The organism is Streptomyces sp. NPDC041200, from assembly GCF_055591805.1.
On record NZ_JBVIZF010000001.1, the window covers coordinates 681,763 to 695,035 of the forward strand.

Sequence of the window (13,273 nt, forward strand, 5' to 3'; positions counted from 1 at the left end):
TGGGTTTGGGCGTCAGAAGAGCCGGAGCTTGTCGTCCTCGATGCCGCGCAGCGCGTCGTAGTCCAGGACGGCGCACCCGATGCCACGGTCGGTGGCGAGCACCCGGGCCTGCGGCTTGATCTCCTGCGCCGCGAACACGCCCTTCACCGGCGCCAGGTGCGGATCCCGGTTGAGCAGTTCGAGATAGCGCGTGAGCTGCTCGACGCCGTCGATCTCACCGCGCCGCTTGATCTCGACGGCCACCGTCGCGCCGTCCGCGTCCCGGCAGAGAATGTCCACGGGGCCAATGGCAGTGGGGTATTCACGCCGAATAAGCGTCCAGCCATCGCCCAGTGTCTCGATACGATCGGCGAGCAGCTCCTGCAGATGGGCCTCGACGCCATCCTTGATCAACCCGGGGTCCACGCCGAGTTCATGCGAGGAATCATGGAGAACGTCCTCCATGGTGATGATGAGCTTCTCGCCCGCTTTGTTCACGACCGTCCACACATTGTCATCGCCTTCCTTCAGCGTGCACGGCGGAGACATCCAGTTGAGGGGTTTGTAGGCCCTGTCGTCCGCGTGGATGGACACACTGCCGTCGGCTTTGACGAGGATCAGGCGGGGTGCCGAGGGAAGGTGGGCGGTGAGGCGGCCGGCGTAGTCGACGGAGCACCGGGCGATGACGAGACGCATGGTCCGCAACGCTACTCGACCGCGAAGGCTCCACGCGATTCGTCCGGCGATGGACCCGTTCAGCATTGGCTGGTTGTGTGCCCGTATCGGTGGTGCGGGCACAGTGGCCGGAATACCGTTGAAGCGGGTGGTCGCCGGGCGCGTACGCTGCGTCGCCGTCCGCCCATCCCATCCCTGAGACCCCGCATCCGGGGTCGCGAGAGGAGAACCCATGTCGCTCGACGTCTCACCGGCCCTTCTGGAACAGGCCGAGCGAGGCGAGGTCGACGAAGCCGCATTCGTCGACTGCGTCCGGAACTCCCTACCGTACGCATGGGAGATGATCAGCTCTCTGGTGGCCCAGCTGAAGGTCGACGGCGGGGAGTTCGCCGACAACCAGACGCCGCCGCCGGACGAGCAGGCCCGCGGGCAGTTGCTCCGCGCGCTGGCGAGTGACGCGATACGTGGGGCGCTGCAGCGCCACTTCGGGGTGCGGCTGGCCTTCCAGAACTGCCATCGGGTGGCGGTCTTTCCGCTCGACGCGTCGTCCGATGACCGCCTGGCCCGCTTCACCTCTGTCCGGGGCCAGCTGCTGAACCAGTCACCCGAGCTGCGCGACTGCTGACGCGATGTCCGCTGCCGCTCCACCAGGGGGAGGTGTCTCAGCGCAGGAGCGGCAGCACTTCACCACCGAGCCGCCGCACGTTCTGCTCGGTGGCGGCCAGATCGCCCGACCCCTCCACCATCAGCGCGAAGCGCGTGATGCCGGTGCGCTCGGCGGTCGCCGCCAGCCGGTCGGCGCACAGCCGGGGCGGGCCCACCGGGTGCAGCTCGCACAGCAGCTCCGCGTAGCCGACCGGGTCGCGCATCCGGCGTTCCCGGCCGTCGACGGTGACATGGGCGCCCAGCCCCTGCCGTAACCATCCCGGCATCGCCTTGATCAGGGTCTCCGTCGCCGCGGGGCGCGCGTCCTCGATCTGCACCACCCCGACGGAGACGTGCTCCGCCGCGACCGCCGCGACCTCGTCGGGGGAGTGGCCCGCGGCCAGCGCGGACTTCGTCCACAGCGCGATCACCTCGGCCTTCTCCTCGTCCCCGCAGTGCATGCCGAGCAGCATCGGCAGCCCGCGCTCGGCGGCCAGCCGCACACTGCCGGGCGAGGTGCACGCCATGACCACGGGCGGGGTGCCCGTCGTGCCCGGGTCGTCCGGGCGCGGTACGACGGGGACCTCGCGGAAGGCGAACCGCTCGCCGTCCGCCCCCACCCGGGGCTCCCGCAGCCAGCGCAGCAGCAGGTCGAGCGCCTCGGGGAAGCCCTGCTCGTACGCCCGCAGCCCGGCGCCGAAGACCTCCAGGTCCACCCAGGGCCCGCCACGGCCGACGCCGAGGGTGAACCGGCCACCGGAGCTGAGATGAAGCAGTGCCGCTTGCTCACCCAGTGCGACGGGGTGCGCCGTCGGAAGTACGCTCACCGCAGTACCGACGCCTATGCGCCGGGTACGCCCCAGCAGCAGCGCGGCCAGGGTGACGGCGGACGGACAGACGCCGTACGGCACGAAGTGGTGCTCGGCGAGCCAGACCGCGTCGAGCCCGGCGTCCTCGGAGGCGTCGGCCGAGCGGACCGCCCGGTGCAGCGCCTCCTCCTGTCCTTGGCCGGGAAATTGAGCGGCCAGAATGAAAGCCCCCACACGCATGCCATCCGCCTCCTTGTCGCGGCTCCATCGCCGACGCGGGCATCCCCCTATGGCATTAACGTCTGACACGTGCCAAGGGCACGGCCTGGCAAGTATTTTTCATGATGATCTGAGAGTGGCTGTGGACGACGACTTACCAGATGCGTGACCGTAGCGCGTACGCTGGTCACAGTCAGTAGCTCCCAGTCCTGTCGAGGTGCCCCGTGTCTCCACGCCGAAACCGCCCCCGAGGTGGCGAGAAGTCCGTAGACCGCCTGGGCACGGACCGTTACGGGCTGGAGCGCACCGAGACCTGGCAGGGCGAGGAGTGGGTGGTGCGGCTGGTGGGCGGGGGGACGGCCGCCAAGCACTACCGGTGCCCCGGATGCGATCAGGAGATCCCGCCCGGGGTGCCGCATGTGGTGGCCTGGCAGCAGCACATGGGCGTGGACGACCGCCGCCACTGGCACAAGGCCTGCTGGAACGCGCGAGACCGCCGGAGCGCCAAGCTCCAGCGGTCCCGTAACGCCCCGCGGTACTGAGCGTCCCGTTACACGTCGCGCTTCTCCAGCAGGGCGTACGCCGCGACGAGGGCCGCCGCGGTGATGCCCGCCAGCACGCCCAGCTGCGACCAGCCCGAGCCCACCGCGTCGTCGATCCGGAAGAGCGCGGCCAGCGCGAAGGGCGAGGAGTACTTCTGCATCTGCACGCCCAGATCCGCCAGGCTGGGCGACATCATCAGGAACGCGGGGAGGATCGACGGGAGCAGCACCACACCCAGCATCGTGGTGATCGCGCCGGCCGAGTGCCGCAGCATGCTGCCGACGGCGAGCGAGAGCAGCCCGAGCAGCGAGACATACGCCCCGACGCCGACGGTCGCGCCCAGCAGCTGGTCGGTGTTCGGATCCATCACGTCCGGACCGCTGTGCATCCCGGAGCTGATGAAGACCACGAGGGCGAGCGAGAGGGTCGTGGTGACGAACGCGAGCGTGAAGAAGACCAGCGCCTTGGCGGTCAGCACACGGGAGCGGGCCGGGGAGGCGGTGAAGGTGGTGCGGATCATCCCCGTGCCGTACTCGGACGAGACCACCAGCACGCCGAGGGTGACGATGCACAGCTGGCCGAGCAGGGCGCCGAAGAACCCGGGGAGAGTGGTGGGGATGCTGGTGTAGTCGGTGTCGCTGGTGCTCGCCGAGGTCAGGAATCCGATCCCGACGACCAGCCCGGCCATGACGCTCAGCGTCCAGATCGTCGAGCGCACCGACTTGATCTTGGTCCACTCGGAGGCGATGGCGTTCCCGAGGTGGGTGCGCTGGATGGGAATCGGAGAGGTGTAGGTGCCCACGGCGGCGTACGGCTGCGCGGGGGCGCCGGGGGGCGGCGACACGTATCCCGGCGGCAGATGCGGCGCCTGGTGCTGAGGTGCCTGCGGCTGCGGTGGCGGTTGCTGTCCGTAAGGCTGCTGCGGTGCGTACGGCGGCTGCTGCGGCGGAGTCTGCGGCGGGACGGGCGCCTGGCCCTGCTGCTGGTACGGCGTCGTCATCAGGCGTCCTCGTTGTCGCTCTTGGTCATAACGGCGGGTGCGGAGGCGGGAGGCTGGGCCGGGGGAGCGGCCGGGGGCTGCGCGGGCGCGGTGGCGGGCCGCGCCGGGGCGGCACCCTGCGGCGGGGCGGCCGGGGCGGCGGCCTGCGGTGGGGCGGGCGGCTCGGCGTACCCCGGCATCACGGTCCCGGGCGGATAGGGCCCGGGCGGCTGCCCCGGGACGCCCGGGGCGCCCGGCGCGTAGCCGTACGCCCCGCCCTGCGGGCCGTACCCGGCGGCCGCCTGCTGCAGCCCGGCCCGCTGGTCGGCCGTCGAGCGGTAGTCCACGGCGCCCTGCGTCATCCGCATGTACGCCTCCTCCAGCGACGCCTGGTGCGGGGACAGCTCCCACAGCCGGACGTCCGCCGTGTGCGCCAGCTCGCTGATGCGCGGCAGCGGCAGCCCGGTCACCCGCAGGGCGCCGTCCTGCTCCGGCAGCACCTGGCCACCGGCCTCGCTCAGCGCGGCGGTCAGCTTCTCGCGCTGCTGCGGTTCGGCGTCGGGGGTGCGGACCCGGGCGAAGTCCGCCGAGTTGAAGGAGATGAAGTCCTTGACGCTCATGTCCGCCAGCAGCTGCCCGCGGCCGATCACGATCAGCTGGTCGGCGGTGAGCGCCATCTCGCTCATGAGGTGGCTGGAGACGAAGACCGTGCGGCCCTCGGAGGCGAGCTGCTTCATGAGGTTGCGGACCCACAGGATGCCCTCGGGGTCCAGACCGTTGACCGGCTCGTCGAAGAGCAGCACCTGCGGGTCGCCGAGCAGTGCTGCGGCGATGCCCAGGCGCTGGCCCATGCCGAGCGAGAAGCCCTTGGAGCGCTTGCGGGCGACGTTCTGCAGGCCGACCACGCCGAGCACCTCGTCGACCCGGCGGGCCGGGATGCCGGACAGCTGGGCGAGGCACAGCAGGTGCTGGCGGGCGCTGCGGCCGCCGTGCACGGCCTTGGCGTCGAGGAGCGCGCCGACCTGGCGCGGGGCGTTGGGCAGCTTGCGGAAGGGGTAGCCGCCGACCGTGACGTGTCCCGCGGTGGGCTCGTCGAGGCCGAGGATCATGCGCATCGTGGTCGATTTGCCGGAGCCGTTCGGGCCCAGGAAGCCGGTGACCGCACCGGGCCGCACCTGGAACGACAGGTTGTACACGGCCGTCTTGTCGCCATAGCGTTTCGTCAGGCCGACTGCCTCGATCATGCTCCGCCCCTCGTGCGAATGGGTCGGGGCGCCTCGCCCCCCGTAGGAGTTAGGAGCTTAACGGGGGATTGACGGTTCCCGTTAAGGCAGGATTGAGAGCGGATCGTAACCCTCTGACCTGGACCAGCCCTCGTCGTGGAACACCCGGGTGCCCGCCGCCCGCACCGTCGCGTCGGCCCCCGCCCGGCCCACCCAGGCGGCGGGATCGGGGCCGAGGAGATCCCGCAGCCGCGCGGAGGACGCGAGCAGCCGGGTCAGCAGAGCGGCCTGGTCGCCCCCGCCCGGCAGGGGCCGCCCGCCGTCGCCGGGCGCGCTGAGCACCCCGTGCGTACTGACGTAGAGGTACGCCGCCTCCAGCCGTTCCCCGGACGGCATCACCATCGGGAAGGCCGTCCCGGCCAGCCGCACCCGCCGGTAGTTGGGCACCTCGGTGCGGTCCACGGCCGCCAGCTGCGCGTCGTCGAGCCAGCTGACGACGAGGGGCGTCCGGGCGGCGGGGTCGCCGTACGGGGCGGAGGCGACGTACCCGTACCGCCCGATGTGCGCCGAGCACCCGACCGCGACCCCGTGCACCCGGACCGGCACCATGGGCACGGTGGCGGGGCGCCCGGGCAGGCTGAGCTTGTAGTGCAGCTGGGCGGGGGAGGCGTTGGACCCGACCGCGATCACGGGATGCCGGTCCCGGTACCGGCCCAGGAGCGCCAGATCGAGGGGATGCAGCTCGCCGCCGGTGAGGAGCGTGGGAGTGGTCACGGGCCGCCCGGGATAGGTGAGCGGCGCTTCGGCGGGCACATCGCCGAACCCGAGCCCGGCGAGACTGAGATCGTCCACGCTGCCGAGGCTACGCCCCGGACCAATCGTGGCGGTGGGCACCCGCCCCGACGCGAGGCACCCCTCAACGGGCCCCGGGCGCGCAGCGGGCCGGGGCGCCCGGACATGCGCGTGCCCCGCGCCGCTACTGCTGGCGGCACGGGGCACGGAGCGCTAAGCCGGGACCGAGCGTCACCGGGTCTGCTGGGCCGGGACGCCGCGGGTGGCGGCCTCTTCCTCGCCCGGGTTCCCGGCCGCGGCGACCGCCGCGCCGGTCAGCGTGGCCAGCATCTCGCGGACGTTGGTCAGCTGGGCGTTGATGCTGTCGCGGCGGTTGGTCAGCGCCGCCAGCTCGCGCTCGGATTCGCTGCGGATGCGGTCCGCCTTGGCGTTCGCGTCGGCCACGATGTCCTCGGCCTGGCGCTGCGCGGTCTCCACCGTCTGGCGGGCGCGGCGCTCGGCGTCGGTGCGCAGCTTCTCGGCCTCCAGGCGCAGCTGCTCGGCGCGGTGCTCGATCTCCGCGAGCCGCTTCTCGGCCTTGGCCTGACGGGAGGCCAGGTCGCGCTCGGACTGCTCGCGGCGCTTGGCCAGGTTCGTCTCGAAGTCGGCGGCGGCCTGCGCGGCCTTGGCACGGGTCTCCTCGAAGAGGGAGTCCGCCTCCTCGCGCTTGGACTGGGCGTCCTTCTGCGCCTCCTGACGCAGCGTGGTGGCTTCGCCCTTCGCCTTCTCGACGATCCGCGCGCCCTCGTCCTCGGCCTTCGCCTTGCGGTCGGCGGCGAACGCCTCGGCGTCGTTACGGACCTGCTGGGCGGAGGACTCGGCCAGCTCGCGGTGCTGCTCGGAGGCTCGGCGGGCCTCCTCGCGCAGGTCCTTCGCCTCTTCCTCGGCGAGGCGGAGGATCTTCTCGACCCGGGCGCCGAGACCCGCGTAGGACGGCTCCGCGTCGTTGATCTGGGCCTGCGCGTTCTGCGTTTCGAGGTGCAGCTCCTCGATGCGCTTCTCGAGCGAGGTGATGCGGGACAGCGCGCTGTCGCGGTCGGCGATGAGCTTGGTAATGCGGTCGTCCACCTGACCGCGGTCGTACCCACGCCGCACGAGCTCGAAGCCGAAGGGGGAGGAAGTGTCGCTCATGGGGTTCCTGTCGAAAGAGACCGGTGAGGTGATAGAGCAAATCCTAGGGGGCCGAACGGCGTGTCATCGAGTCAACGTCCGTTTGATCTGGAGAATGTCCAGCCTTTTGAGTGGACGTAAGACGGAGACCTTGTCACTCGTCGGGATGATACGGACACGACACGCCCGGTGCAGCTAGCCGTCGGACCGTGTTCCCCTACCCATCGGACCGCTTTCCACTCGACCGTGTCGCTCCCGCTCCCGCCCCCGTCTTCACAGCGCCGTTCTCCTTGCCGCCCGCGCCGCCCGACGCGGGGGTCTCGAAAGATTCCAACGCTTCCAGCACGTCCTGGACACGGGTGATTTCCGCGTTGATGTCCTCGCGGCGGCGCTTGAGCAACTCCAGCTCGCGCTTGCCCTCGTCGACGATCTCCTTCGCCTCCGCCGTCGCCTCGGCTTTGGTGCGCTCGGCGTCCTTCGAGGCCTCGACCCGCTTCTGCTCGGCCTCCTTGAGCAGCCCCTCGGCCTTCTTCACGGCCTGGATCCGCACCCGGCTCGCCTCGGTCTCCGCCTCCGAGACCAGCGACTTGGCCTTCTCCTCGGCCTTCATCAGCTGCGCGGTGGCCGCCGCGACGAGCTTGTCGACCCGCTCGCCGGTCGCCTTCATCTGCTCCGCCGACTCCCGGCGGGCCCGCTCGTGCAGTTCCTCCACCTCGGCCGCGGTCGCCGCCCGCAGCTCCTCGGCGCGCTCCCGGATGGCCGTCGCGTCGCCGCGGGCCTCGGCCAGCATCGTGTCGGAGTCCGTACGGGCCTTCTCCACCAGGCCATTGGCCTGCGCGGTGGCCTCGGCGACCAGCCGGTCGGCCTCTTGGCGGGCCGCGCCCACCATGACGTCCGCCTGCTCCTCGGCCGCGGCCGTCGCCTGCAGCGCGGACTCCTGCGCCTCCGTGGTGAGCCGCTCGGCCTCCGCCGAGGACTCGGTGACCAGCCGGTCCGCCTGCTCGGCCGCGTCCGAGCGGCGCTTGTTGGCGTCCTCGCGCGCCCGGTCGACCAGCCGGTCGGCCTCGCTCGACGCCTCGGTGCGGATGCGCTCCGCCTCGGCCGCCGCGTCCGCCGCCATCCGCTCGGACTCGGCGCGGGTGCGCTGCGCGTGCTGCTGCGCCGAACTGACCGTCTCCGCGGCCTCGGTGCGCAGCCGTTCGGCCTCGGTTGTGGCTTCTGCGACCAGCCGGTCCGCCTCGTGGGACGCCTCGGCGACCAGCCGGTCGGCCTGGGCCGCCGCCTCCGAGCGGATGTTGTTGGCGTCGCTGCGGGCCTGCGCCCGGGTGCGTGCCGCGTCCTGGTCCGCGGTCGCCCGCGCGTCCGCCGCCTCCGTACGCAGCGCCTGCGACCGCGCGGTGGCCTCCGCGACGATCCGCTGGGCCTCCTCCGTGGCGCCGCTGACCAGCGTGTCGGCCTGCTCGGCGGCCTCCCCGCGGGTCTTGTTGGCGCTCCTGCGCGCCTCGTCCAGCGTCTCGTTGGCCTCGGCGCGCAGCCGCTCCGCCTCGTGGTTCGCCTCGCCGAGCAGCCGGTCCGCCTGCTCCGCGGCGTCCGAGCGGCGCCGGTTGGCCTCGTCGCGGGAGCGCGCGCCCAACTGCTCCGCCTCGGCGATCGCCTCTGCGACCGTGCGCTCCGCGAGCGACTTGGCGGCCTCCGCCTCCTCGTGCGCCGCCCGCCGCACCCGCGAGGCGTCGACCGAGGCGCGCTCCCGCTCCGCGTACGCGTCCGCGCGGACCCGGTCGGCCTCCTCCTGCGCGTCGTGCCGGGTGCGCTCCGCCGCGTGCTCGGCGGCCTGCCGCAGCCCGGTGATCTCCGACTCGGCCTGCTCGTGCAGCCCCGCGACCGCGTCCCGTACGGACTGGGCGTGCTGCTCGGCGGCCGACACCAGGTCCGCCGCGTGCTGTTCGGCCTCTTCGGACAGCCGCTGCGCCTCGGCCTGCGCCTCGCTCACCCGGGTCCGGGCCGCCGCCAGCAGCTCCTCGCCCTGCTCGCGCGCCGCCGTACGCTCCTGCTGCGCCTCCTCGCGGGCGTCGCTCAGCAGTTCCTCGGCCTCGCGGCGGCGGCGCGCCGCCCCCTCCTGGGAGGCGGCCAGGGCCTCGGCGGCCTCGGCGCCGATCCGCTCGGCGGCGCTCGCCGCCTCCGCCCGCACCCGGTCCGCGGTCTCCTGGGCCTCGCTCCGCAGCCGCTCGGCCTCCGCGGCGGCCTCGCTGCGCAGCCGCACCGCCACCGACTCGCCCTCGGCGCGCGCGTTGGACGCGTCAGCGGCGGCCTCGTCGCGCAGCCGGTCGGCCTCCTCCTCGGCCTGCTGGCGCAGGCTCTCCAGCCGCTCCGCGGACTCCGCGCGCTGCCGCTCGATGTCCTCGGTGGACTCCCGGCGCAGCCGCTCGGCCTCGGTCCGCGCGTCGTTCAGTTCCTGCTCGGCGGAGCTGAACCGCGCTTCCGCCTCCTCGTGCCGCCGGGTCAGCTCGGCCTCGGCCTCGCTGCGCCGCGCCTCGGCCGCCTGCTCGGCCTCCTCGCGCAGCTCCTCGGCGGTACGGGCCGCCTCCTCCTTGACCCGCTCGGCCTGCTCCTCGGCCGAGGTCACCAGCTCCTCGGCCTCGCCGCGGGCCCGCTTCAGCAGCTCGTCGGCCTGCCGCCGCAGCGCGTTCGCCCGCTCGATCGCCTCGGTGCGGACCCGCTCGCTCTCGGTGGTCGCGCCCGAACGCGTCTCCTCCGCGTCCTGCTTCGCCTTCGTCAGCAGTTCCTCGGCGGTGCTGGCCGCCTCCTCGATCTGCTCGACCGCCTCGCGGCGTGCCTCGGCCCGGATCCGCTCGCCCTCGGCGACCGCGTCCGACCGCTGCTGCTCGGCCTCGCCGCGCAGCCGGCGCGCCTCCTCCTGCAGCTCGGCGGTCTTGGCGCGGTACTCCTTGGTGTCGTCCTTCGCCGCGCCCTTGAGCTGGTTGGCGGTGTCGTGCGCCTCGCCGCGCAGCCGGTCGGCCTCGGTCTCGGCCTCGTGCCGGATCCGCTCCGCTTCCTCGGCCGCCGCCTTGGTGGTGGCCTGCGCCTGCTCCGAGGCGCGGGTCAGCACCTCCTCGGCGCTGCGCGCCGCCTTGGCCAGCTGCGCCGCCGAGTCCTCGGCGACCCTGGCCCGGGCGTCGTCACCGGCCTCGGCGAGCAGCCGCTCGGCCTCGGCGCGGGCGTCCTCCCGCAGCTCCTCGGCCTCGGCGCGGATCGCGTCGGCCTGCTTGGTGGCCTCGCCGACCAGCCGGGCGACCTCCGCCTTGGCGGTGCGGGCGCGCTGCTCGTTGTCCGATTCGGTGGCCGAAAGCCGCTTGGCCGCCGCGTCCTTCGCCTCGCCGAGCACCTTCTCGGCCTCGGCGCGCGCCTCGCGCAGCGCCGTCTCGGCCTCCAGCATCCGTGCCTCGGCGGCGCGGGTCTGCTCGATGGCATGGCGGCGGGCCTGGTCCGACTCCTGGGTGGTGGAGGTGCGCAGCTGCTCGGCGTGCTCGGTGGCCTCCTGGGCCTGCGCCCCTGCCTTGGCCAGCAGCCGCTCGGCCTCGGTGCGGGCCCGGCGCAGGATCGCCTCGGCCTCGCCGCGGGCGGTCTCCGCCTCCGAACCCAGCCGGTCCCGGGCCTGGTCGGCGAGGCGCTGGGCCTCGGCGCGGGCTGCGGCCAGAGCCTGCTCGGCCTCGGCGCGGGACTCGTCCAGCAGCCGCCGGGCCTGTGCCTCGGTACGGGCGCGCAGCTGCTCGGCCCAGGCGACGTTCTCGTTGACGTGCGACTCGACGGTGGCGCGGCGCTCGGCCAGCTCCTGGTCGAGGCGCTGACGGCGGGCCACCGCCTCGGCGTGCAGCTCGGATTCGAGCCGGGCCTGCTGCTCGGCCTGCTCCTGGAGCAGCCGCTGGGTCTGGGCGCGGGTCTGCCGCAGCTCGCGCTCGGCGTCGGCGCGCACCTGCTCCGCCTGGAGCTGGGCGTCCCGCAGCAACTGCTCTGCCTGGTAGCCGACGTTGGCGCTGTCGTAGGCAGGGCGGCTCGCCAGCGCGCGCCGCACCTCGTGCAGCTTGGCGCGCAGCACTTCGACCTGGTAGCCGAGGTCGTCGGCGTGCTGGACGGCCTTCTCCCGCTCGTTCTTCAGCCGCTCCATCTCGGCCTCGAACTTCGAGAGGTGATCGTCAGGCTCGTAGCGGTCGTAGCCCCGCACTGCGCGGTCCCATCCGTCCCCTGGTCGCGTTGGCGGCCGGCTCCGTACCGCGCGGTTCCTGGCAGTCCCTTGCGGTCCCTCTCGGCCCCGCCCCGGCGTGATGCGTGCCAGGCGGACCGGAGCTGGCCCTTCCGAAGAAATGGTGTCAGATCATCGGCTCAGCCCGGGCCGGACCCCGATCCCTTTCGATTCCCGTACCCCGGCCGAGCCTGCACTCTACCGGCCGGGGAAGGGGTAGGTCAGTGGTCCGCTTCAGTGGTCCGCTTCCCCGGGGGCCGCCGCGGTCACGAGTTCGGTCAGCACCCCGTGGCAGTCCTTGGGGTGGAGGAAGGTGATGCGCGAGTCCATCGACCCACGTCGGGGCTGTTCGTACAGCACCCGGACCCCCTTGTCGCGGATGGCCTCGGAGTCGGTGTCGACGTCGGCGGTGCCGAACGCGATGTGATGGACGCCCTCGCCGTTCTTCGCCAGCCACTTGCCGACCGCGGAGTCCTCCCGGGTCGGTTCCAGCAGCTGGAGGTACGAGGCCCCGCCGTCCGAGGTCTCGTTGATCTTCAGCATGGCCTCACGGACGCCCTGCTCCTCGTTGACCTCGGAGTGGAACACCTCGAAGCCGTACGTGGCACGGTAGAACTCGACGGTCTTGTCCAGGTCGAAGCAGGCGATCCCGATGTGGTCGATTCTCGTCAGCATGGGCTTAGTGCACCGCTACACAGCCGGTTACGCAACGTGCGCGCGATCACACTGATGGGGCGGTGACCGGGCGGGTACTCGTCAGTACATTGACGATAACCCTCGTTAACTTCCTTCTCCCCGCGGAGGACGCACCATGACTCCTACGACGTCTGTGATTGTGGCCGGAGCCCGTACCCCCATGGGCCGCCTCCTCGGCAGCCTGCGCTCGTTCTCCGGATCCGACCTGGGCGGCTTCGCGATCAAGGCCGCGCTGGAGCGCGCCGGGGTCACCGGCGACCAGGTGCAGTACGTGATCATGGGGCAGGTGCTGCAGGCCGGTGCCGGGCAGATCCCCGCACGTCAGGCGGCCGTCAAGGCCGGGATCCCGATGAGCGTCCCCGCCCTCACCGTCAACAAGGTGTGCCTGTCCGGGCTGGACGCGATCGCGCTCGCCGACCAGCTCATCCGGGCCGGGGAGTTCGACATCGTGGTGGCCGGCGGCCAGGAGTCCATGACCAACGCGCCCCATCTGCTCCCCGGCTCGCGCGACGGCCACAAATACGGCTCGATCCAGATGCTCGACGCCATGGCCCACGACGGGCTGACCGACGCCTTCGAGAACGTCGCCATGGGCGAGTCCACCGAAGCGCACAACACCCGGCTCGGCATCGGCCGCCCCGAGCAGGACGAGGTCGCCGCCCGCTCCCACCAGCGGGCCGCAGCGGCCCAGAAGAACGGCCTGTTCGACGCCGAGATCACCCCCGTCGAGATCCCGCAGCGCAAGGGCGACCCGGTCGTCTTCGCCAAGGACGAGGGCATCCGCGGCGAGACCACCGTGGAGTCCCTGGCCAAGCTGCGCCCGGCCTTCGCGGGCGACGGGAACGGGACGATCACGGCCGGGTCGTCCTCGCAGATCTCGGACGGGGCCGCCGCCGTCGTCGTCATGAGCAAGGCGAAGGCCGAGGAGCTGGGCCTGGAGTGGATCGCCGAGATCGGCGCCCACGGCAATGTGGCCGGGCCGGACAACTCGCTGCAGTCCCAGCCGTCCAACGCGATCGCGCACGCGCTGGGCAAGGAGGGGCTGACGGCGGACGACCTCGACCTGATCGAGATCAACGAGGCGTTCGCGGCGGTCGCCGTGCAGTCAATGAAGGACCTCGGCCTTTCCGCCGAAAAGGTGAACGTGAACGGTGGCGCGATCGCTCTCGGCCACCCCATCGGCATGTCCGGCGCCCGCATCGTGCTGCACCTGGCGCTGGAGCTGCGGCGGCGCGGCGGCGGCGTCGGGGCGGCGGCGCTGTGCGGTGGAGGCGGCCAGGGCGACGCGCTGATCGTCCGCGTCCCCGGGGCATGACCACGGCGGCGG

Annotated in this window: 11 protein-coding genes; 3 read left to right on the forward strand and 8 right to left on the reverse strand. The window is 72.6% G+C overall.

What is annotated here, in order from left to right; all coding sequences use genetic code 11:
• Nucleotides 1-12: 12 nt before the first annotated feature.
• Nucleotides 13-675, reverse strand: coding sequence for an endonuclease NucS (gene nucS / locus ACZ6CL_RS03280; protein WP_398294935.1), 663 nt, complete (start codon nt 673-675; stop codon nt 13-15).
• A gap of 211 nt (nt 676-886) precedes the next feature.
• On the opposite strand from nucS, the gene ACZ6CL_RS03285 reads away from it, so the two are divergent.
• Complete coding sequence (locus ACZ6CL_RS03285) at nt 887-1,279, forward strand: SCO5389 family protein (RefSeq protein ID WP_468930510.1); 393 nt, start codon at nt 887-889, stop codon at nt 1,277-1,279.
• Nucleotides 1,280-1,316: 37 nt separating this feature from the next.
• On the opposite strand, the gene ACZ6CL_RS03290 is transcribed toward ACZ6CL_RS03285, so the two are convergent.
• The gene (locus tag ACZ6CL_RS03290) at nt 1,317-2,348 is read right to left on the reverse strand and encodes an LLM class flavin-dependent oxidoreductase (RefSeq protein ID WP_468930512.1); all 1,032 of its coding nucleotides are present in this window, start codon (nt 2,346-2,348) and stop codon (nt 1,317-1,319) included.
• 203 nt (nt 2,349-2,551) lie between these two features.
• On the opposite strand from ACZ6CL_RS03290, the gene ACZ6CL_RS03295 reads away from it, so the two are divergent.
• Entirely contained in the window at nt 2,552-2,869 is a 318-nt protein-coding gene (locus ACZ6CL_RS03295) for an ATP/GTP-binding protein (protein WP_468930514.1), read from the forward strand.
• An 8-nt stretch (nt 2,870-2,877) separates the two neighbouring features.
• Here ACZ6CL_RS03295 and ACZ6CL_RS03300 read toward each other — a convergent pair whose 3' ends face one another.
• From ACZ6CL_RS03300 to mce, 6 genes are all read right to left on the reverse strand, one after another.
• Nucleotides 2,878-3,870, reverse strand: coding sequence for an ABC transporter permease (locus tag ACZ6CL_RS03300; RefSeq protein WP_468930516.1), 993 nt, complete (start codon nt 3,868-3,870; stop codon nt 2,878-2,880).
• Complete coding sequence (locus tag ACZ6CL_RS03305) at nt 3,870-5,093, reverse strand: ABC transporter ATP-binding protein (protein ID WP_468930518.1); 1,224 nt, start codon at nt 5,091-5,093, stop codon at nt 3,870-3,872. The genes ACZ6CL_RS03300 and ACZ6CL_RS03305 overlap by 1 nt, the downstream gene beginning before the upstream one ends.
• A gap of 81 nt (nt 5,094-5,174) precedes the next feature.
• Complete coding sequence (locus tag ACZ6CL_RS03310) at nt 5,175-5,924, reverse strand: hypothetical protein (RefSeq protein WP_468930520.1); 750 nt, start codon at nt 5,922-5,924, stop codon at nt 5,175-5,177.
• 171 nt (nt 5,925-6,095) lie between these two features.
• Complete coding sequence (locus ACZ6CL_RS03315; protein ID WP_450876145.1) at nt 6,096-7,034, reverse strand: coiled-coil domain-containing protein; 939 nt, start codon at nt 7,032-7,034, stop codon at nt 6,096-6,098.
• Nucleotides 7,035-7,230: 196 nt separating this feature from the next.
• On the reverse strand, nt 7,231-11,232 hold the full coding sequence (scy, locus tag ACZ6CL_RS03320) for a polarized growth protein Scy (RefSeq protein WP_468930523.1): 4,002 nt from the start codon (nt 11,230-11,232) through the stop codon (nt 7,231-7,233).
• A 252-nt stretch (nt 11,233-11,484) separates the two neighbouring features.
• A complete protein-coding gene (mce, locus tag ACZ6CL_RS03325; protein WP_468930526.1) occupies nt 11,485-11,925 on the reverse strand; it encodes a methylmalonyl-CoA epimerase in 441 nt (146 codons plus the stop codon).
• A 154-nt stretch (nt 11,926-12,079) separates the two neighbouring features.
• Here mce and ACZ6CL_RS03330 point away from each other — a divergent pair, with 154 nt between their 5' ends.
• Entirely contained in the window at nt 12,080-13,261 is a 1,182-nt protein-coding gene (locus ACZ6CL_RS03330) for an acetyl-CoA C-acetyltransferase (protein ID WP_468931261.1), read from the forward strand.
• Nucleotides 13,262-13,273 lie beyond the last annotated feature (12 nt).